The organism is Burkholderia sp. BCC0044 (genome assembly GCF_902832955.1).
GTDB lineage: Bacteria > Pseudomonadota > Gammaproteobacteria > Burkholderiales > Burkholderiaceae > Burkholderia.
The window spans coordinates 993,237-1,014,497 of sequence record NZ_CADFDO010000003.1 but is presented as its reverse complement, the minus strand read 5'-3'; the positions used below and the strand labels follow the sequence as shown (position 1 = coordinate 1,014,497).

16 protein-coding genes and 2 pseudogenes are annotated in these 21,261 nt (G+C 68.5%); 6 read left to right on the top strand and 12 right to left on the bottom strand.

The features are described from left to right. Positions 1–199 precede the first annotated feature (199 nt). Entirely contained in the window at positions 200–679 is a 480-nt protein-coding gene (locus HWX14_RS21500; protein ID WP_175884388.1) for a helix-turn-helix domain-containing protein, read from the top strand. A gap of 22 nt (positions 680–701) precedes the next feature. Here HWX14_RS21500 and HWX14_RS21495 read toward each other — a convergent pair. Continuing rightward, positions 702–968, bottom strand: a pseudogene (locus HWX14_RS21495) (ankyrin repeat domain-containing protein); the annotation flags it as partial. Positions 969–1,103: 135 nt separating this feature from the next. Here HWX14_RS21495 and HWX14_RS21490 point away from each other — a divergent pair. Then, entirely contained in the window at positions 1,104–1,967 is an 864-nt protein-coding gene (locus tag HWX14_RS21490; protein WP_175884387.1) for a LysR family transcriptional regulator, read from the top strand. Positions 1,968–2,015: 48 nt separating this feature from the next. Here HWX14_RS21490 and HWX14_RS21485 read toward each other — a convergent pair whose 3' ends face one another. From HWX14_RS21485 to HWX14_RS21475, 3 genes and pseudogenes are all read right to left on the bottom strand, one after another. Then, complete coding sequence (locus HWX14_RS21485) at positions 2,016–2,489, bottom strand: nuclear transport factor 2 family protein (protein ID WP_175884386.1); 474 nt, start codon at positions 2,487–2,489, stop codon at positions 2,016–2,018. Between the two features lie 62 nt (positions 2,490–2,551). Continuing rightward, positions 2,552–3,744: pseudogene (locus HWX14_RS21480) on the bottom strand (amidohydrolase family protein). Positions 3,745–3,812: 68 nt separating this feature from the next. Then, the gene (locus HWX14_RS21475; RefSeq protein ID WP_175884385.1) at positions 3,813–5,012 is read right to left on the bottom strand and encodes an amidohydrolase family protein; all 1,200 of its coding nucleotides are present in this window, start codon (positions 5,010–5,012) and stop codon (positions 3,813–3,815) included. A 446-nt stretch (positions 5,013–5,458) separates the two neighbouring features. On the opposite strand from HWX14_RS21475, the gene HWX14_RS21470 reads away from it, so the two are divergent. Both HWX14_RS21470 and HWX14_RS21465 read left to right on the top strand, forming a co-directional pair. Next, a complete protein-coding gene (locus HWX14_RS21470) occupies positions 5,459–6,109 on the top strand; it encodes a glycine zipper 2TM domain-containing protein (RefSeq protein WP_175884384.1) in 651 nt (216 codons plus the stop codon). Positions 6,110–6,380: 271 nt separating this feature from the next. Then, complete coding sequence (locus HWX14_RS21465) at positions 6,381–6,905, top strand: GNAT family N-acetyltransferase (protein ID WP_175884654.1); 525 nt, start codon at positions 6,381–6,383, stop codon at positions 6,903–6,905. Positions 6,906–6,977: 72 nt separating this feature from the next. Here the strand turns inward: HWX14_RS21465 and HWX14_RS21460 are convergent, their stop codons facing one another. After that, a complete protein-coding gene (locus tag HWX14_RS21460) occupies positions 6,978–8,975 on the bottom strand; it encodes a glycoside hydrolase family 28 protein (RefSeq protein WP_175884383.1) in 1,998 nt (665 codons plus the stop codon). A 262-nt stretch (positions 8,976–9,237) separates the two neighbouring features. Beyond that, a complete protein-coding gene (locus HWX14_RS21455) occupies positions 9,238–9,813 on the bottom strand; it encodes a hypothetical protein (protein WP_175884382.1) in 576 nt (191 codons plus the stop codon). 436 nt (positions 9,814–10,249) lie between these two features. On the opposite strand from HWX14_RS21455, the gene HWX14_RS21450 reads away from it, so the two are divergent. Beyond that, positions 10,250–11,611 carry an aspartate aminotransferase family protein gene (locus HWX14_RS21450; protein ID WP_175884381.1) on the top strand — a complete coding sequence of 454 codons (1,362 nt, stop codon included), beginning with the start codon at positions 10,250–10,252 and terminating at the stop codon, positions 11,609–11,611. A 129-nt stretch (positions 11,612–11,740) separates the two neighbouring features. Here the strand turns inward: HWX14_RS21450 and HWX14_RS21445 are convergent, their stop codons facing one another. Both HWX14_RS21445 and HWX14_RS21440 read right to left on the bottom strand, forming a co-directional pair. Then, complete coding sequence (locus HWX14_RS21445; RefSeq protein WP_175884380.1) at positions 11,741–12,925, bottom strand: M20 aminoacylase family protein; 1,185 nt, start codon at positions 12,923–12,925, stop codon at positions 11,741–11,743. 73 nt (positions 12,926–12,998) lie between these two features. Further along, positions 12,999–14,231, bottom strand: a complete 1,233-nt coding sequence (locus HWX14_RS21440; protein ID WP_175884379.1) for a diaminopropionate ammonia-lyase — start codon at positions 14,229–14,231, stop codon at positions 12,999–13,001. A gap of 189 nt (positions 14,232–14,420) precedes the next feature. Between HWX14_RS21440 and HWX14_RS21435 the strand changes: the two genes are divergently transcribed. After that, the gene (locus HWX14_RS21435; protein ID WP_126368427.1) at positions 14,421–14,897 is read left to right on the top strand and encodes an Lrp/AsnC family transcriptional regulator; all 477 of its coding nucleotides are present in this window, start codon (positions 14,421–14,423) and stop codon (positions 14,895–14,897) included. A gap of 69 nt (positions 14,898–14,966) precedes the next feature. On the opposite strand, the gene HWX14_RS21430 is transcribed toward HWX14_RS21435, so the two are convergent. The 4 genes from HWX14_RS21430 to HWX14_RS21415 all read right to left on the bottom strand — a co-directional run bounded on the left by HWX14_RS21430 (position 14,967) and on the right by HWX14_RS21415 (position 21,258). Next, entirely contained in the window at positions 14,967–16,688 is a 1,722-nt protein-coding gene (locus HWX14_RS21430) for a tannase/feruloyl esterase family alpha/beta hydrolase (protein ID WP_175884378.1), read from the bottom strand. A 33-nt stretch (positions 16,689–16,721) separates the two neighbouring features. Further along, positions 16,722–17,870 (bottom strand): porin, encoded by a 1,149-nt coding sequence (locus HWX14_RS21425; protein ID WP_175884377.1) that lies wholly within the window; start codon positions 17,868–17,870, stop codon positions 16,722–16,724. A 63-nt stretch (positions 17,871–17,933) separates the two neighbouring features. After that, entirely contained in the window at positions 17,934–19,139 is a 1,206-nt protein-coding gene (mhpT, locus tag HWX14_RS21420; RefSeq protein ID WP_175884376.1) for a 3-(3-hydroxy-phenyl)propionate transporter MhpT, read from the bottom strand. 226 nt (positions 19,140–19,365) lie between these two features. Next, the gene (locus HWX14_RS21415) at positions 19,366–21,258 is read right to left on the bottom strand and encodes a feruloyl-CoA synthase (RefSeq protein WP_175884375.1); all 1,893 of its coding nucleotides are present in this window, start codon (positions 21,256–21,258) and stop codon (positions 19,366–19,368) included. Positions 21,259–21,261 lie beyond the last annotated feature (3 nt).

Sequence of the window (21,261 nt, the reverse complement as noted above, 5' to 3'; positions counted from 1 at the left end):
AGAGCATACTTCCCCGGATATTCGCGGAACAGCGATGTCTATACAGGGGATCGGCGTAGCGCTTCTCCCTGACACGGTTGTAGCGGAATTTGCGAGCGACCTATACCGCATGGCAAGTCGCTCGAACGCGATCACGCGTTCGACGATGCAAGATATACCTTACATTCATGGGTCGCTGAATCCGCGCCGGAGGACCCGTATGCAACTCAATGAGATCGGTCAGGCCGTGGCAAAACGGAGGGCTGAGCTCGATCTCACCCAGGCTCAACTTGCCAGGCTCGCCGGGTTGTCTCGCCTCACTGTCAACCAGCTCGAAACGGGCAAACTCAAGGATCTCGGTATCAACAAGCTGATTCCGTTGCTTGCGTTGCTCGGCATCGAGCTCGTGACCCACGCGCGGCCCGCTCAACGAGGCCTCTACAAGGCCACCATAAGCGCGAACGTCAGCTACAAAAGTGAATTGACCGAGCGCCGGCTGGTCAACGCATTGGCCACGGGGGAAATCCCGGCGGGATATGAATCGCAGTTCGCCGTCGTCCTGGACGAGGTGCCGCTTCCCGTCGTCGTACAGGCGGTCGAGGAAGCGGCCGAACGCTCCGGAACCCCGCTTCGGTCGATCTGGAAAAACCTTGCCGCATGGTCGCAAGCGCTTCATCTCTATCGGAAGGTCTGGGTTTGACGTCAGCACCTTCCTGTCGCCGCTAAACCCTACCGCGCCGCCGCGCGTGCTGCAGCGGCGTCAGCCGTTCAACTGGCACGTCCCGTTCGCTGCCGTCGCCGAGCGTGATCGCCTCCAGCAACGCGGCCCAGCCGAGCCGGTTCACGTGATCGACGTTCACGCGCACATCGATGAGCATGCGCACCGTATCGACATGACCGCATTCGGCCGCCGGCATCAACGCGGCGCCGCGATACCGGTTCGTGCCGCTCAGGTCGGCGCGGTGCGCGAGCGTCATCCGCAGGATGTCGTCAAACGCATCAAAAACCCCGCAAAACACCGCCCCCAACTCCGGCGAAACCGCGATTGCCCGCGATGTCCCGCCATGTTAAAAGTCATCGCACGCATTTGAAAACAAAATGCCCGAATCCACAGAAGTGCAGAAATGAATAGACCCCTGTTCGACCTCGACCTGCTGCGCGCGCTGGTAATGGTCGCCGACTGCGGCAGCTTCACGACGGCTTCCGCGCGCCTGCATTCGACGCAGTCGACAGTCAGCCAGAAGGTGCGCCGGCTCGAGGAAATCGCCGGCCACCGCCTGCTCGATCGCGGCGCGCGCGACGTGCGGCCGACCGATGCGGGCGTGACGGTGCTCAGCTATGCGCGACGGATGCTCGCGCTGAACGACGAGATGCTGGAGGCGCTGTCGGGCGCGACGGTCGCGCTGACGATCCGGCTCGGCGTGCCCGACGATTTCGCGGCCGGCCGCACGACGCACGCGCTCGCCGCGTTCAAGCGCGAGCATCCGCAGGTGAAGCTCGAAGTGACGTGCGGGCTGAGCCGCGACATCAGCGCCGCGTACGATCGCGGCGAACTCGACCTCGTGCTGATCAAGCAGCGGCGCGACAGCCGCGAGGCCGTCGTGCGCTGGCCGGAGAAGCTGCGCTGGATCGACAGCGCGAAGCATCCGTCGATCGATCTCGACCCGGTGCCGATCGTCGTGTTCCCGCCGCGCGGCCTCTATCGCGACGACATGATCAAGGCGATCGAGGAGCGCGGCCGCCGCTGGCGGATCAGCTTCACGACGTCGAGCCTGAGCGGCATCCAGGCAGCCGTCGCGGACGGGCTCGGCATCAGCGTGCTGCCCGCGCGCGTGGTGACGGACGAGCATGTGGTGCTGACCGCGAAGCAGGGCTTCGCACCGATCGAGCACATGGACATCGCGATCCTGCACCGGCCGACGGCCGACCCGATGGTCAGCGCGCTGACGAAAGCGCTCGCGGCGATGCTGGAACTCGAAGGGCGGTAGGCGAAGCGGACTTCGAACGGGAGCGGCACACGGGGCGCCCCGCCCGCGTCAGAACATCGTGTTGCCGTTCGCCGCCTGCTCGGGCACCGGCTGGTTGACGTCCCAGTGTTCGACGATCTTGCCGCGCTCGAGCCGGAAGATGTCCACGATCGCACTGCCGCGCGTGCCCGGTTCGCGCACCGCGTGCACGTGCAGGATCACGTAGTCGCCGTCGACGAACGAGCGTTTGATCTCGCTGTGCGACTGCGGATATTTGTCGCGCAGAAACGCGACGAATTTGCGGAAACCGTCGCGACCATCGGCCGCGTTCGGGTTGTGCTGCACGTAGCGATCGCCGACATACGCGAGCGCGGCGTCCGCATCCTTCTCGTTCAGCCCTTTCTCGTAGAACGCGAGCACCGTGCGCCGGTTGGCTTCCTGCTGCGCGTCGGCCGGGCCGTCCGCCGCCGCATGCGCGGCGGTCACGGCGAACAGTGCCGCCGCCATCCATCGTGCGGCTCGTGCCGCGGTCGTGCGTCGCATCGTCGTCTCTCCCGGAAATCCGGCTGAAAACCGGATCATACCGGCGCGACGCGACACGGCGCTCAGACCAGCGCGCCGTCGCGCGCGACGATCTTCCCCGACGAGACGACGACGCGCCGCACCGGCCGCGCGACGACAGCCTCGGCGAACGTCAGCGCGTCGACGAGCACGACGTCCGCGCGGCTGCCCGGCTGCCCGGCTGCAGCCCGTAATCCGCGAAACCGCAGCCGCGCGCCGCGCCGTGCGTCACGCAGTCGAGCGCGACTTCGAGTGCATCGTCGCGGCGGAAATCGTTGCGCATGCCGATCAGCATCGCGCGTTCGAGCATGTCGGGCGAACCGTACGGCGTCCACGTGTCGCGCACGCCGTCGTTGCCGCCGATCACGGTCACGCCCGCCGCGCGGCATGCGGCCACCGGCGGCACCGGCACCGCGGCCGGCGCGGTCGTGACGATTCCCACGCCGAGCTCGGCCATCCGCGCGAGCAGCGCATCGCGCTCGCGTTCGGCGAGATCGCCGAGACAGAAACCATGGCTGATCGTGACCTTGCCGTGCATCCCGTGTGCTGCCGTGCGCTGCAGGATCAGGTCGAGCGAGTACGCGCCCATCGATCCGCGCTCGTGCAGATGGATATCGAGCCCGCGGCCGTGGCGTTCGGCGATCGCGAACAGCACGTCCACCGCCTCGACCGGGTCGCCTTCGATCGCGCACGGATCGAGGCCGCCCAACAGGTCGGCGCCGGCGGCGAGCGCGTCGGACAGCAGCGCATCGGTGCCCGGCCGCTTGAGCACGCCCGATTGCGGAAACGCGACGATCTGGATCTCGACCTGCCCGCGCAGCGTCTCGCGCGTCGCGAGCACGCCGTGCAGATGGCGCAGCCCGGCTTCGGTATCGACGTCGACGTGTGTGCGGATGCGCGTCGTGCCGGCCGCGAGGAACGCGCGCGCCAGCGCGAGCGACGCGGCGCCCGCATCGTGGCCGCTCGTCGCGCGATAGTGGCGCTCGTTCTCGATGCGGTCGACGAGGCGCGGCCCGACCGCGTTGCGATACCACGGCATCCCCCAGTGGGTCTTGTCGAGGTGCGTATGGCCTTCGACGAGGCCGGGCAGCGCCAACGCGAGCGCGCCGTCCTCGATCGCGCAGCCGGCGGGCGCGTCGAGCGACGGGCCGACACGGGCGATGCGATCGTCTTCGATCAGGATATCGAGCGCGGCGTCGGCGTTCGTGCGGACATTGCGGATCAGCAGGTTCGTCATGTCGATTCCGGTCGGGTCGGTCAGTGCAAGGCGTGCACGGCGCGTGCCGTGCACGCCGATAGGGTGGATCAGCGCGTGAATCGCAGCGACGGCGCGAACGGTGCGCCCGTATCGCTTTCGCCGCGACGGAATACCCAGCGCTCAGCCGGCACGCCTGCAACGGCCGCCGCCGCGTTCGGCGCGCGCACCGCGACGAAGCTCGCGTCGCAGCCCACCGCGATTCCGTAGTTCTCCTTGCCGATCGCGCGTGCGCCGGCGTGCGTCGCCATGTCGAGTGCGATGCCGAGCGCTTCGTCGGTGTAGAAGCCCGACCGGTAGCCGACCATCATCGCGCGTTGCAGCATGTCGCCGTTGCCGTACGGCCACCACGCGTCGCGGATGTTGTCGTTGCCCGCGAACACGTGCACGCCCGCGTCGCGCAGCCGTTGCACCGGCGGGAACGCGCAGTCGCCCGGCGCGTTCGTCAGGATCGACACGCCGGCTTCGGCCAGCGCCGCGGCGGTGCGCTGCACGTCGTCGTCGCTCACCTGGCCGAGCGCGTACGCATGGCTCACGTTCACGCGCCCGCCGAGCCCGGCCACACGCGTGCGCGCCGCGATCCGCAGCAATTGCGCGATGCCCGTTTCGCCCGGCTCGTGCAGATGGATGTCGATCTTCGCGCCGCGCTTCTCCGCGATGCCGAACACGATGTCGAGCTGGCCGTCCGCGTCGCCGTCGAGCGTCGTCGGGTCGATCCCGCCGACCACGTCCGCGCCTTCGCGCACCGCGGCGTCGAGCACCTCGGCCGTGCCCGGGCACGTAATCACGCCTGCCTGCGGAAACGCGACCAGTTCGATGTCGACGATCCCGCGCCACTGTTCGCGCGCGGCCATCACGGCGTGCAGGTTCGACAGGCCCGTCGTCGCATCGACGTCGACGTGGCTGCGCATCGCGATCGTACCGAACGCGGCGGCCTGCGCGATCAGCGCGTTCGCACGCTCGACGATCGGCGGCGCGGCCGCGAGCTGGCGCTTCTCGACCGCGAGCCGCTCGCGCAACGCGCCGACCGGTTCGTGCGGCACCCAGCGATCGCCGACGAAGCTCTTGTCGAGGTGGATATGGCCGTCGACGAAACCGGGCAGCACGACGCGGCCGTCGAGGTCGATCGTCTGCGCGCCGGGCGCGGCTGTGCAATCGGCGCCGATCGCCGCGAAGCGGCCGTCGCGGACGACGAAATTGACGGGCTGGCCGCCGGCGTCGCGGGCGTTGATGAAGAGTCGTTCGGTCATGGCTTCGAATGTGGGGCGGTCGCGGCGCGACACCGGCGCGGACAGCGGAAGAAACCGCGGCCGGCGCGGCGCGACTGTTGGCCGTTGGCAGGGAATCCGGCCACGATATCGGACGCCGCTGCGCGAGGCCAATTAAATGTCGCGATGCCGCGCATTCGATTTCGCGATGTGTGGCGCGCACGGCCACCGGGCCGGGCGTGGCGACGGAGAAGCGGCGAAATGTCAGCGGCAGCGCGTCGGTCGCGTCGCCGGCACGCTGACGCCCGTAAGCCGCGTCGCGCCGTTCTTCGACGCTCCGCCCGACCGGCGATTTACGCGGCAACAGACTTTACACGTTGTTACCCTGCCGCACCGGACGCGCATCCGGCCATTCCTTATACTCACGCCGAGTTCGCCACCCTTGACGGGAATCCATCGGCGGACACGTTGCCGATGCAGGAATCATCATGATGCGCATGCCTTCCACGAAGACCGTTCTGTTCGCCTCGCTCGTCGCCGTGGCGGCGCTCCCGCTCACCGCGTGCGTCGCACCGGGCTACTACGGCGCGCAACCGGGCTATCCGCAGCAGCAGCAATACGCGACGCCCGGCTATGCGCAGCCCGCGTATTCGCAGCCGGGCTACGTGCAGCAGCAACCGGCGTATCCGAACCAAGCGCCGCAACCGTACGATCAATACGGCAATCCGACGCAATACGGCTCGCAGCCGTATGACCAGTACGGCAATCAGCAGCAGCAATACGCGACCCCGTACGGCGCGCAATACGGCACCGTGTCGAACATCCAGCCGGTCAATGGCTCGGTCGGCCCGTCGGGCGTGGCCGGCACCGTCGTCGGCGCGCTGGTCGGCGGGCTGGTGGGCAACCAGTTCGGCCGCGGTCACGGCCGCGATGCGGCGACCGTGATCGGCGCACTCGGCGGGGCGGTGGCGGGCAACCAGATCGGCCAGCAGATGGGCGCGGCGCAAGGCCCGAGCAGCTATCGGATCGACGTGCAGGTCAGCGACGGCTCGATGCGCTCGTTCGACGTGCAATCGCCGGGCAACCTGCGTCCGGGCGACCGCGTGCAGATCAACGGCAATCAGCTGTCGCGCTATTGATGCCGCTGGCGTGCGCGTGAGTCGATCGCGCGCACGTCGCCTGTTTGACGTCGGGTGCCGGTCCGGCCCGACGGCGCATGCGCTTTACGCGCTCCCTCCTCGATGGCGATACGACGCGCCGCCATCACCCTCTTCTCCGTTCACGATCGTGCGCGCAGCCCGTGCGACGCACCGCACATCGCCACGAGGCATCCGGATTCCTATTAGGATAACGACGATGCATCCCGCGACCACAGCAGCGGCGCGCCGGCATGCACGACCCACAACCGGAATGCTGCCGATGACGATAAAGATCACGATCCGCCTGCTTGACGCCGCCGACGCGGCGCAGTTCCAGACCGTCCGCCTGCGTGCGGTCGACACCGCGCCCACGTCCTTCCTGCCGACGCTCGACGAGGAATCGCAGGTGCCGGTCGACGAATTCGCGAAGCGCCTCACGCCGACGCCAGCACAGGCCGTGTTCGGCGCGTTCGACGGCGACACGCTCGTCGGCATCACCGGCGTGCGCCGCGACGCACGCACGAAGATCGCGCACAAGGCGACGATCTGGGGCGTGTACGTCGACGCCGCGTATCGCGGGCAACGCATCGCGCAGGCGCTGCTCGACAGTGCGACCGCGCATGCGACGAACGCGTGGGGATGCAAGCAACTGATGCTGTGCGTGAACGAGGTCAACCGTACCGCGGAGCGACTGTATGCGTCGCAGGGGTTCGTGCGGTTCGGCACGGAGCCGCGCTCGATGTGCGTCGATGGCCGCTTCTACGACGAGCACTACATGGTCAAGACGCTGGCGTAACGCAGTCACATTCGCGTTCACGCGCAGGCACCGGCCGGTCCGCACGCGAACGTCGTTGCGTGTTGCGCCATCTCACCGCTTGTCGGTGATCGTCGCGTTGACCACCTGCCCGGCGATCGTCACGTTCGTCAGCGTCATCGCACTCACGTTGAACGCATAGATCGGCCCCGGCGACGTGACCGTCGGCGCGCCTGACGCGACCGGCGTACCGAAGTCGCAATTGCTGATCGTCACGCCGGAGATCGGCTGCACGGCCGGCGTCGGCGGCGTGCCGTTGTAGTCGAACGCGACCGGCCCCTGCGCGACGATCGCCTGGAAGCACGACGCGGTCACGCCGTTCAGCGTCACGTTGCTTGCTTTCACGTCGGCGATCGTCACGTTCTGCACGACCGGCGCGCGCGTGCGCACCGCATCGTTCGCCGGCTGGTAGTCGCAGTCGAACGTGACGATGCCGCCCTGCGCGGCCGACGGATTGCCGGCCGACGGCGTCACGACGCCGAGCGGCACGCTCGCGTTGACCGGGCTGCCCGCGAGCAACGCGCTGCCGTAGCCGCCGCCCTTCAGCGTCACGCCGTTCGGCAGCGTGACGCCCTTCACGTGGAAATCCTTCACGTAGCCACCGCGGTTCATGTTGGTCTTTACGCGAATCGCGATGTTCAGCGGGTTGGTCTGCCAGTTCGCGTTCAGCATCGACAGGTTCGTCGCATAGATCTGCTCGACGCCGCCGCCCATCTCGCTGCCGAGCGTGATGCCGCCGTGCCCGCTGTTCATCGTGCAGTTGCGGATCAGGTGCCGCTTTGCGGGGCCGTATTCGGTGTCGCGGTCCTTGCCCGACTTGATCGCGATGCAGTCGTCGCCGGTGTTGAACGTGCAGTCCTCGCACAGCACGTCGGTGCATGCGTCCGGATCGAAGCCGTCGTTGTTCGGGCCGATGCTGTTGGTCGTCACGCCGCGGATCACGACGTTGCGGCTGGCGGTCGGATGGTGCTGCCAGAACGGCGTGTTCTGCGTCTGGTAGTTCGCCATCAGCACGTTCGTGCAACCGATGAATTCGACCATGCACGGCCGCAGGTAGTGGCCGAGGCCGAAGATGCGCTGCTCGACCGGCACGCCGGCCTCGGACAGCGCCGGCAGGTAGTTCTGGTCCTGCTGCCACGGCGTGACGGGCGACGTCAGCAGCGCATAGAGCGCGTCGGGAATCGCGGGCGCGACGATCCGCAGGTCGACGTTGTTCGGATTCGCCGAGTTCTGGGCCGGCGCCGTCGCGCTCGCGCCGTACGCGCCCGACGAGCCCTTGTAGGTCCACCAGCAGACGCTGTTCGCGCCGCTGCCGGAGAACGGCGTCATCGCCTGCCCGTTGAGCACCGACGTCGGGCCTTCGCCGGTCAGCGCGATGTTCGTCGCGTTGCGCGCGTAGACGGGCGCGCCGTAGTTCAGGCAATCGTTCGCCTGCCAGCGGCTGTAGTACAGCCGGCCGTTCGCGCCGCAATCGACCGGGCCGTCCTTCGCGTAGTCGGCCGGGTTCGGGCTGAAGTAGATCGTGCAGTTCGCGCTCAGGTGGAACGTGACGTTGCTCTGCAGCACGATCGGCCCCGCGCAATACCAGTTGCCGGCGGGCACGACGACGCGGCCGCCGCCTTCGCGCCGGCATGCGTCGATCGCCGCGAGAAACGCCGGGCGCGAATCGAATGCGCCGGGCGCCGTCGTCAGCTCGGAACCGGGGCTGACCGGCGATTTCGCTGCGGGGTACGGCGACGTCTGCGCGACCGTCGCGCATGGGCGCGCGCCGTAGTGCGCCACGTCGAAGTCGCGTCCGCGCCGCGCGAGCCGCGACACGTGCGCGAGCGACGCCGCGATGCGCGCCGCCGCGCCGTGCTCGCCCCACACGAGATCGACCGCCGACGCATTCGGCGTCGCGCCTGCCGCCAGCGCGCGGGTGGCCGCGAACGGGCCGCCGAGCATCGCACCGCCGGCGAGTGCGCCGGTCCAGCCGATGAAGGCGCGGCGCGATACCCGTTTCGACGCGGGCGATCGGACGGACGAAGACGGACGGCGGCGGTGGGCGGCCATGGGCACTCCTTCTGGATAGGGTATCGATGCGCCGGTCGGTGCATCGCTATTTATACGTCGTCGTACTACATTGCGGAGTCTAGACGGGAAGCGGGCGGGATACGTATCTGTCGTTTACCCTGTTATTTATGACTTTTCTTGCTGTATGTGTGCACACACTCACTATCGAGACTGCGACGATAGAGATATGTCGTCGTATGTTTATGCGCAAAAACCCTGGGCTGAATCGCCCCGGCCAACGATGTCCGCCGGGGCGGTTTCCCTACTCGCCGGCTGCAGCGGCCGCTCCTGTCGTCGGCTCGCGCCCCACCGAAGCCGCCGGCTCGAACACCAGCACCAGGTCACCGCGATAGGGCCCGTTGATCGAAGCCGCACCGCTGACGGCTGTCGCTTGCGCACTGACCTTCACGTTGCGGGTTTCGTCATAGCCGTCGAATCCGTCGTGCCCGGGTTTCACCAGCGTGAGCGTGCGAGCAACGCCGGGCGCGATTTCCGCGTCTTCGGCCTTGCCTGTCAGCACGACCTTTGCGTTGGCAAGGTCGTCCCGACCGTTCGACAATCTCAGCGGCTGCAGCAGCGTGACGTTGATATCGGGATTCGTCGTGCGCACGCGGATCGGCAGCGTCGTCGCGAACGTCCGTTGCCTGCCGTCGGTCGCGTTCAGCTCGACCACGCCGTACGCGGTGTTGTCCGGCTGTGAAACGAACAGGCTGTCGCCGATGTGTGCGGTGAGCGTGATTTTCTTGACGACCGCTTGCGGCGACGTCGAGCCCGCATGGGCGATGCCGGTCAGGGCGCCACATGCGACGAGTGCGGTGAGAGAGATTCGGATTTTCATTGTGTAGTCCCGCATTCCTGAGGATTGGGATTCGAGCGCCCGCGCCTTCCATTGCAGGGCAATCCGGAACCTTGCTTATCCCGAAATTAGCCCGCGGTACCCCCGTGGCATTCGATGCGCCCAGCCGCGGCGCGCGCGATCGAGTCGTCCGGATTCGATCGCAAACAGGTACCGGATTCGCGCAACAGCCAATACTGGCCTTGTTGTGCGAACCCTCCGCGCCACGGCATGCAACAACGATAGGTCGCGGGAAGTCCGTTAAAAATCCATGGAAACCTTCACGGGTTTTTACGGTTTTCATTCACCAGTGCCATCTTGAAATCAAATAGAGCGCACTCGCGAATTGCCGCCGCCGACCGCCTCGGTAATTCCGCCTCTGTTCAGCTCCCCGCTGCCCGCGCTATCGTTTCCCCTATCCCCCAGCCAGGAGCTGCCTTTGCCTACCCGCCACGGAGTCGACCTCATCCGCGCCCGCGCGCTGTTCGATCGCGAGCGCCACGCGTTCACCGAAGCCATGCCGGTCTCCCGCGCGCTTTCCGCGGAAGCGTCCGAGCACTTGCTGTTCGGCGTGCCGTTGCACTGGATGCAGGACTGGTCGACCCCGTTCTCGCTGTACGTGAAGGAAGCCCGCGGCGCGACGTTCACCGACGTCGACGGCCATCGCTACGTCGATTTCTGCCTCGGCGATACGGGCGCGATGTTCGGCCATGCGCCCGAACCGGTCGCCCGCGCGCTCGTCGAGCAGGCCACACGCGGCTACACGACGATGCTGCCGAGCGAGGACGCCGCCTGGGTGTCGCGCGAACTCGCGCGCCGCTTCAAGCTGCCGATCTGGCAGTTCGCGCTGAGCGCGAGCGACGCGAACCGCTTCGTGCTGCGCTGGGCGCGCGCGGCCACCGGCCGCAACACGATCGTCGTGTTCAACGGCTGCTATCACGGCACGGTCGACGACGTGTTCGTCGATCTCGTCGACGGCCGCCCGGTGCAGCGCGACAGCCTGCTCGGGCAGTCGTACGACCTGCTCGCGAACACGCGCGTCGTCGAATTCAACGATCTGGACGCGCTCGAAGCGGCGCTGAAGGACGGCGACGTCGCATGCGTGCTCGCCGAGCCCGCGATGACGAACATCGGGATGGTGCTGCCCGACCCGGGTTTCTGGGAGGCCGCGCGCGAACTGACGCGCCGCCACGGCACGCTGCTCGTGATCGACGAGACGCACACGATCAGCAGCGGCCCCGGCGGTTACGCGGTCGCGCACGATCTCGAACCGGACATGCTGGTGGTCGGCAAGCCGATCGCGGGCGGCGTGCCGTGCGCGGTGTACGGGTTCAGCGCCGAATTCGCGGAACGCGCGAAAGCGGCGAAGCTGAATGCGCCGCCCGGCCATTCGGGCATCGGCACGACGCTCACCGCGAACATGCTCGCGATGCATGCGATGCGCGCGACGCTGGCCGAAGTCGCGACCGACGCCGCGTACGCGCACATGTTCGAACTCGCCGCGCGGCTCGCGACGGGCCTCGAACACGCGATCGCGAAACACCGGCTGCCGTGGTGCGTGACACGCATCGGCGCGCGCACCGAGTTCCAGTTCGCACCCGTGCCGCCGCGCAACGGCACGCTGGCCGGCGCGCAGCTCGACAGCGAACTCGAGCACATCGTGCATCTGTATCTGCTGAACCGCGGCGTGCTGATCACGCCGTTCCACAACATGATGCTCGTGTGCCCGCAAACGACGGCCGACGATGTCGACCGGCTCGTCGCGCAGTTCGATGCGTGCCTGGGTGAACTGGCCGGTTGATCGAATGCGACGACGGATGATCCTCGACGCGCCGGCAAGCCGGTGCGCTCGAGCATCGATGCGTCGTCGATGACGAAGGCGCGCGGCACGCGCAGCGAACCGAATACGCGGCGCCCCGTCCCCGCCCCGCTACACCGCCTTCAACGCGCGCCGCGCCACTTCCGCGAAATACCGCGCGCCGATCGGCAAAATCTCGTCGTTGAAATCGTACGTCGCGTTGTGCAGCGGCACGCCGCCCTGCCCGGCCGCTTCGCCGTTGCCGATGAACACGAAATTGCCCGGCACCGCCTGCAGGAACGCGCCGAAATCCTCCGAGATCATCATCGGCTGCACGCCGGCGTTCACCGCGTCGGCGCCCGCGACGTGCGCGGCGGCCTGCACGGCCGTGTCGACCCATTCCGGCGAATTCACCGTCGGCGCGAACTCGTGCGTGTACTCGAACGTGCAGGTCGCGCCGTGCGTGCGGCAGATCCCTTCGCTGATCTCGCGCATCCGCGTCTCCAGCAGCGCCTGCACGTCGCGCGAATAGCTGCGCGTGTCGCCCTTGATCGTCACCGTCGACGGCAGCACGTTGCGCAGCCCGTCGGTGATGAATTCCGTGCACGAGATCACCGCCTGCAGGCCCGGGTCGAGATTGCGCGACACGATCGTCTGCAGCGCGAGCACGATCTGCGAGCCGATCACGATCGGATCGATGCCCATGTGCGGACGCGCCGCATGCGTGCCGCGCCCGTCGATCCGGATCACGAAGTTGTCCTCGCTCGCCATGATGCCGCCCGCACGCGTCGCGAACGTGCCCGCGCGCATGCCCGGCATGTTGTGCGCGCCGAAGATCGCATCGACGGGAAAGCGCTCGAACAGCCCGTCGGCCATCATCGCCTTCGCGCCGCGGCCGTGCTCTTCCGCCGGCTGGAAAATGAAGCGCACCGTGCCGTCGAAATCCTTGCGCTCGGCCAGCAGTTGCGCGGCGCCGAGCACCATCGACATGTGGCCGTCGTGCCCGCACGCATGCATCTTGCCCGGCGTGCGCGACACGTGTTCGCGGCCCGGCGCGTGCTCGGCGATGTTCAGCGCGTCCATGTCCGCGCGAATGCCGATCGCGCGCGGGCCGGTGCCGGCCGTCAGGTTCGCGACGAGCCCCGTGCCGCCGATGCCGCGATGCACGTCGAGCCCGAGCGTCGTCAGGATCCGCGCGACGTAGTCCGACGTGTTCACCTCTTCGAAACCCGTCTCCGGATACTGGTGCAGATGGCGGCGCCAGGTCTTCAGTTGGCCCTGCAGCGTGCTTTCTGCCGTTGCGTCGATTGTGTCCATTGCGTTCGCCTCGTCGGTCGTCAGTCGGTCGTCAGTCGGTCGTCAGTCGGTCGTCAGTCGGTCGTCATGTCGTTCAGGCCGCCACCGCCGCGCGGCTCAGCCAGGCGCGCTGTCGCGCGAGCACCGCGTCGGCCGTCTCGCCGACGCAGTGCCGGTACACGGACGGCGCGGTCGCCCCTTCCGTGTTGATCGCGAGCACGCGCGCGTTCGCGTCGAGCCCGACCTGCCGCGCGCGCGCCGGGTCGCGCATCAGCACGGCCAGCCCCGCCACGCCGGCCGCACCCGATTCGCCGGCGACGAGCGGCACGTCGCGTTCGCTGCCGGCCGCGAGGCCGCGCATCGCCTGCACCGCGTCCTCGTCGTCGATCAGCATGAAGTGGTCGATGCACATCTCGAGGAAATCCCACGCGAGCGGCGACGCCTCGCCGCACGCAAGCCCGGCCATCACCGAATCGACGCTGCCGCTCGCCTTCGTCGCGCGCCCGGCCAGCGCGCTCTGGTACAGGCAATCGGCCTGGCGCGGCTCGACGACGACGAAGCGCGGCCGCTGCACACCGTCGCGTTCCCACAGGTAACTCGCGACGCCCGCGGCAAGGCCGCCCACGCCGCCCTGCAGGAACACGTGCGTGAACGGCCGCCCGTCGTCCTCCGCCGCCTGCGCGACCGCTTCGGCGGCGATCACGCCGTAGCCCTGCATCACGTCGCGCGGAATCGCTTCGTAGCCGTCGTACGACGTATCCGACACGACGTACCAGCCGTTCGCCTGCGCGAGCTGCGCCGCGCAGACGACCGATTCGTCGTAGTTCCCCGCGATGCGCACGATCCGCGCGCCGTACGCCGAGATCGCGCGTTCGCGCTCGGCGTCGACGTTCGCGTGCAGCACGATCACGCATCCGCAGCCGATCGCGCGCGCGGCCGCGGCCAGCGCGCGGCCGTGATTGCCGTCGGTCGCGCTGATCACCGTCAGGTCGGCCAGCGCCGACGCGTAGCGGCCAGTGACGAGCCCTCGCGGATCGAGTTCTTGCGTGCGGCGCAGCCGCTTCACGAGCCGCACCAGCGCGATCGGCGCGCCGAGCGCCTTGAAGCTGCCGAGCGGCGAGCGGCACGACTCGTCCTTCACGCTGACGCTCGCGACGCCGAGCCGCGCGGCCAGATCGGGCAGCGCCCGCAGCGGCGTGCGCGCGTTCCCGACGAGCGGCCAGTGCGCGAGCCACGCGCCGCTTTCGTCGGCCGACGCGATGTTCATCACGCGGCGCAGCGCATGAGGGTAGGCGGTGCGCGACGCGCGCGGGTTGGCGATCAGCATGGCGAAAGGCTCCGGAGCGGGACCGCGCGGGCGGTCCGTCGGGTGAGTCAGATGGGTCGGGGCGGGCAGGCGCCGGTTGCGCTCGCCGTCGGTTGGAAAAATAATATTGCGCATGCTGGTGAACGAAATCGCCAAATCGACCGTTCTGATGCAAAAATTTCTCATTCTTTCGAGGTTGTACGCGCCATCATGACGACCCCTCTCGATGCGTTCGATCGCAAGCTGTTGATGGAAGTCCAGCGCGACGCGCAGACGCCGCAGGCCGAGCTCGGCGCGCGCGTCAACCTGTCGACCGCCGCCGTGAACCGGCGGCTGCGGCGTCTCGCGGAAGCGGGCGTGATCGAGCGCTACACGGCCGTCGTCGCGCCGGAGAAGGTCGATCATCCGCTGACGATCGTCGTGAACGTCGAGGTCGAGAGCGAGCAGATCGATCAGCTCGACGCGATGAAGCGCGCGTTCGAGCGCTGCCCGCAGATCCAGCAGTGCTACTACGTGACCGGGGAATGGGATTTCGTGCTGATCCTCGCGGTACGCAACATGGATCAGTACAACGCGCTCACGCGCGAGCTGTTCTTCGCGAACAACAACGTGAAGCGGTTCAAGACGCTGGTCAGCATGAGCCGCGTGAAAGTAGGGCTCGACGTGCCGGTCGATTCCGGCGAGTGAATGTGAATGCGGCGATGAAACGGCCGGCGCGAGACAACGTGCGCCGGCCGTTTCCCATCGACGGTTACCTCAACGACAACTGAAGCTCGCCGCCGAGTTCAGGTCGCCCGAACCGTTGTAGCGCGCGACCTGCGGATACGGGCACAGCGGCCGCGTGCGTCCAGCGCCCCACGACGTCGGCACGTCCGCGTTCGGCACCGCGTTCGTCGTGTCGCGCGCGGTCGCCACGACCGCCGCGGGCGCCTGCCCCTGTTCGACCCACGCGACGAGCGGCGTCAGCATGTCGAACTGGTCGGCGGCCGGCCCGCCCGAGCAGTGGTTCATCCCCGGCACCGGATAGAAGCGTGCAAAGCTCGACGCATCGCCGCCGTTCGCCTGCGCGACCTGCGCATACCAGTCGCGCGTGTCGTTGAACGAGAACACCGGGTCGCCGGTGCCGTGATAGACGAGCAGCTTCGCGCCGCGCGACTTCAGCGCGGCGAGGTTCGTCTCGTCGGGCGGCGTCATGAACGACCACGACGATTGCGTGTAAGTGCCGTTCGTCGCGAAAATCGCCGGCGCGTCGTTGTCCATGTCGAAGCCGAGCGCGAAGCCGGCGAGGTTCGCGAGCACGGCGGCGGTCTTCGGCGGCGTCATGAACGTGAACGCCATCGCGGCCGGATCGAGCGTGACGGAATTCGACTGCTTCCACCCGGCCCAGCCAGGGCCCGAGATGCCCGGATCGTACGGAAAGCTCGCGTACAGCGCCGTGCCCGCGCTGTTGCGCGCACCGGCGAACACGTTCTGCAGCGCGGTTTTCTGCGCAGGCGTGAGGCACGACCCGGTGCGCGTGCCGTTCGCACAGGTCGGGATATCGGCATCGACGCTGAAATGCGCCTGGCACGCGGCGACGTCCTGCACCATCCCGTCGGCCGCGCCGTCGAGCGCATCGCATTTCTCGAGAATCTTCGCGCCGACGAACTGGCGCTCCGCATCGTTGAAACCGCTGCGGATATCCGGCAGCCCGTTCGTTCCGGTGGCCGACGCGATCTTCGCGAACTGCTGCGCGCCGTACATCTCGCCGATCGCCGCCTTCGGCAGATGGAAGCCCGGATCGCCCGCGATGATGCCGTCGTAGTCGGCCGGGTTGCGCACCGCCGTGACCATCGCATGACGGCCGCCGTTCGAGCAGCCGCCGAAATAGCTGCGATCGGGCGCCTTGCCGTACGCGAGCCGGATCACCTGCTTCGCCATCGGCGTCAGCGCATCGACGGCGCCGTAGCCGTAGTCGATCCGCGCCTGCGGATCGAGGCCGAACAGCGGATTCTGCGCGGCGCTGTGCCCGGAATCCGAGCTGATCACCGCGAAACCCTGGTTCAGCGCGTTGGTCAGCGGCCCGCCGCCGCCGATCTCGCCGGTCGCGGTCACGACGTTGCCGTCGAGCCCGCCGTTCGCCTGGTAGAAGAAGCGGCCGTTCCATGCTTTCGGCAAGCGCATCTCGAAGCCGATCGCATAGGTCTTGGCGTCCACCGCGCTCACGCGCTGGTTCATTTTGCCCGCGATCACGCAGTGCTCGGCGACCGGCTTGCCGGCCACCGTCAGCGAGCCGGCCGCCGCGGTCGTCACCGACGTGAACGACGTGTTCGCATACGCGAGCTTCGCGGCGAGCGCGTCGCAGGTCTGCGCCATCGCGGCCGGCGTCGCGGCGCTCAGGTGGGTAGGCGCGCTGATCGAATCGTCGCCGCCGCAACCAGCCAGCAGGGCGGCGGCGGACAGCGGCGCAATGCAGAGGAATGCAGATTTACTGTTCAAGATAACTCCCGTTCGGTTCGTCACGCCGGTGAATCAGAACATGTGCCGCATGCCGACCATCGCGCCGAGCTGCCCCATCCCCGCGCCGGGCGTCGTGCCGGGCCCGCCGCCGCTGACCGAGTAGCGTGCATGCGCGCTGTTCCACAGATACGACGATTGCGCATAGACGGCCGTGCGCTTGGTCAGCAGATAGGTTGCACGCAGCGTCGCCATCGTCGCGCGCGTGTCGTGCGCGCTGTTGACGATCCGGTAGCCTTCGCCGTCGACGATGAAATCGGGCTTCACCGCATACGACGCGCCGAGAAAGAACAGGTCCGAATGCGCGCCCGCCGCGGCCGGCGAACCGGTCGACACGCGCCGCCCGATCCAGCCCGCGCCGATCTTCGCGCCGGCCGCCTGCGCATAGGCGCTCACGTGCGTGCGCGCATCCTTGCCGCCGCTGCTCGTGAAGGGAACGGGCGCCACGCCGTCGAAGAAGTTGGCGGCCGCGCCGGTGCCGCCGCGCTGTTCCTCGTACGACGCCGCCGCACCGAAATACGCGCTGTCGTACTTGAGCATCACCGACCAGTTGCGGCACTGCACCGCGTCGCCCGGCACCTGCCCCGCGCACGTGCCCTGCCCCGGCGAGTTGCCGGTGCCCGCGCCGTCTCGGCCGAACGAATACGCGGCGCCGAGCGTCACGCCGCGATACGTGCCGACGTAGGTCACCGCGTTGTCGGCACGGCCGTTCGGCACGTACGCATCGAACGAGCCGAGCCCGTAGATGTCGGGGCCGATGATGTCCGCGCCCTGCAGCGCGAGGTACGTCATCGTGTACTGGCGGCCGAACGCGAGCGTGCCGAAGCCGCTCTTCAACCCGACAAACGCTTGGCGCCCGAACAACCGGCCGCCCTGCCCGAGATCGCCGCCGCGCACGTTGAAGCCGCTTTCGAGCGTGAACACCGCCTGGTAGCCGCCGCCGAGATCCTCGCTGCCGCGCAGCCCCCAGCGCGACGGCAGCTCGCCCGTCACACCCGGCATCCGCACCACGTGGTCGCCGGCCGCGTTCGCGTGCGACACGAACTCGACGCCCGTATCGATGATTCCGTACAGCGTCACGCTCGACTGCGCATGCGCGCCGGGCGCCGCGAGCGCGCAGCACGCGCCGGCAGCCAGCAGGCCGTTCCTTGTCTTCGTCTTCATCGTTGCGTCTCCAGACCTTGAGTAAGCGCGCTCTGACGGCGCGCATTGAAAAAAACCGAAACTTCAGTCGCCGGCTTGCGGGCGGCGAATCAACACGAATGCAGCGAAGGCCGCGACGAGCGTGACCGGGATGCTCGCGCCGATCACGACGGGCGCGCTGCGGCCCGCGGCCAGCAGCGTCGCGGCCGCGAGCGGCCCGACGACGGAGCCGAGCCGGCCGACGGCCACCGCCGCGCCGACGCCGGTGCCGCGCATCGCGGTCGGGTAGTAGATCGCCGCGAGCGCATACAGCACCGACTGCCCGCCGACGACGAACATCCCCGCTGCGAACGCGGCCGCCGCGAGCGACGCGAAACCGGGCGCGGCCGCGAGCGCGGCGAGCGACAGCACGATCCCGACGTACATCCCGCCGACCACGCGCGACGCGCGCATCCGGTCGAGCGCCGCGCCGATGCCGAGCGCGCCGAGCCCCGCGCCGACGTTGAACGCGATCTGCACGAGGCCGACGTGCGCGCGATCGAGCCCGCGCGAGGCCATCAGCGACGGCAGCCAGTTCAGCAGGAAGTAGAGGACGATCAGCGTGCAGAAGTAGCTGACCCACAGCGCGACCGTCGACGTCGTGCGGCCGTCGCCGAACAGCGTCTTGCCGACGCTCGCGCGTGCGGCCGGCGTGCCGGCGACGTCGAGATACGCACGCGATTCCGGCAAGAACCACACGAGTAGCGGCACGAGCAGCAGCGGCCCCACGCCGCCGACGTAGAAGATGTGCCGCCATTCGGTGTCGCCCGCGAGCAGCACGCCGATCACCGACGCGATCACGCCGCCGAACGGGATCCCGCAGTACATCGTCGCGACCGCGCTGCTGCGCGAGCGCGGCTCGACCGCTTCGGACGACAGCGCGATCAGGTTCGGCATCGCGCCGCCGAGGCCGATGCCGGTCAGCACGCGCACGACGACGAGCATCGCGAACGTCGATACCTGCGCGGTCGCGAGCGACAGTAGCCCGAACAGCACGACCGACGCGATCAGCACGCGCTTGCGACCGATCCGGTCGGCGAGCCGCCCGCCGAGCATCGCGCCCGGCAGCAGCCCGAAGGTGCCCGCGCTGAACGCGATGCCCATCTGCGACACGGACAGCCCGAATTCGCGCGCCATCCGCGGCGCGGCGACGCCGACCGACTGCAGGTCGAGCCCTTCGAGGAGTGCGATCGCGAAACACAGCGCGAGCGTGGTCGCGACCGTGGATTTTTCGGCAACGTAAGTGTTCATGTCTCCATTCCCATGTCTTTGTAGTCGGTCGGCCCTGCAACGGCCGCCGCGCGCCGCCGCCGGCCAGTGGCGATTCGGCGCGCGAGGTGTCGTATGAACGGCCGCCTTTATCAGGCAACCTGATTCACTGGCCGCGAAAGTGCCTGCCGGTGTCGTGGCCGGCCGGTCGTTGTGCGTGCTGTTGCTGCTTGCTGCTTGCTGCTTGTTGCTACTTGCTGCGTGCTGCTTACGCGTAAATCACGTCGGGATCGCGCCGCGCCGGGTCGTACAACGCGTCGATCGTCGCCGCGCGATGCTTCTGCACGGCCGCCTGGTTCAGCGAACCCTTGTCGGTCACCTCGCCGAGATCGAGCGACGGCGGCGTGTCGATCAGCCGGATCCGCGCGACGAACGTCGACCCGCCGCTCGCGTTCCGGTTCAGCGCGGCGAGCCACGCCGCGAACGCCGCGCGCACGGCCGGCGCGCGCAGCACGTCGGTCACGGATGCGTCGGCCGCCAACCCCGCCAGCGCACGGCACGCATCGACGCGCGGAAACACCAGCAAGCCGATGTCGTCGCGATTGATCCCGGTGACGACCACGTCCTGCACGTACGGCGCGCCGGTCGACACCGCGTTCGCGCGCAGCGGCCCGACGCTGACGAACGTGCCGCTGCTCAGCTTGAAATCCTCGGTCAGCCGCCCGTCGAACAGCAGCCCGAGTTCCGGCCGCGCCGGATCGGCGAAGACGCCCGCGTCGCCGCTGCGGTAATAGCCTTCTTCGTCGAACACGTCGCGCGGATCGACGTCCGCGAGCCAGTAGCCGCGCATCACGTTCGGCCCCTTGAAGCGCAGTTCGTGCTTGCCGCCGCACGGCACGAGCTTCGCGTCGCAGCCGGGCGCGGGCAGCCCGATATAGCCGGCCCGCATCAGCGGCCCCGTCGTAAACAGGCACGACGGCGACGCCTCCGTCATCCCGAGGCCGGCCATGATCCGGATACGCTCGCCGCAATGCGCTTCGGTCACGCGGTCGAGCCGGTCCCACGCGGCCTGCGACAGCCCCGCGCCGCCGAAGAAATACAGCTTCACGCGCGAGAAGAACGTGTCGCGCAGTTCGGCGTCGCGTTCGAGCGCGGCGGTCAGCTCCTCCCAGCCTTTCGGTACGTTGAAGTAGATCGTCGGCGCGATCTCGCGCAGGTTGCGCACCGTTTCGTCGAAGCGGCCGGGCATCGGGCGGCCGTCGTCGATATACAGCGTGCCGCCGTTGTACAGCGCGATGCCGAGGTTGTGACTGCCGCCGAACGTGTGATTCCACGGCAGCCAGTCGACCAGCACCGGCGGCTCGCGCGTGAGTTCCGGCATCGTCTGGCGCAGCATCTGCTGGTTGCTGCACAGCATCCGGTGCGTGGTCGGCACGGCCTTCGGCTGCTTCGTCGAACCGGACGTGAACAGGATCTTCGCGAGATGGTCGGGGCCGACCGCCGCGTGGATCGCGTCGATCGTGCGCGGGACGGTGGCGAGCAGGCGCGACAGCGGCACCGCGCGGCCGCTTGCATCAGCAGCGGCATCAGCATCGCGCACGACGATCAGCGCCGCATCGGCCGGCAACGTCGCGTCGAGCGCACGCGCGAACGGCGCGCGTTCCGCGACGAACACCGCGCCCGGCCGCAGCACGCCGAGCGTATGACGCAACTTGCCGTAATCGGTCGACACCAGCGAATACGCGGGCGAGATCGGCGAGTACGGCACGCCGGCCAGCATCGCCGCGAACATCAGTTGCAGATGCTCGAGATCGTTGCCGGACAGCACCGCGAGCGGACGCTCGGCCGTCAGCCCGAGATCGACGAGCCCCTGGCCGAGCGCGCGGGCGCGTTCGAGCATCTGTGCGTAGGTGATCTCGATCCAGTTCCCGTCGGCGCCGCGCCGCGCGGCGAGCACGCGATCGGGATGCGCTTGCGCGCCGCGCACGAGGCTGTCGGTCACGCGCGTCGGGTAGTCGCCGAGCGGTTCGCGCGAGCGCAGATACCACGTGCCGTCGTCCGCGCGGCGAATCTCCGCCGCGCCGACCGCGACGGCCGCCGCGCGATAGCGCACGCCGCCGGCGTGTTGGCCGACCTGAAGCGGCGCCTGCTCTGCATTCATCGT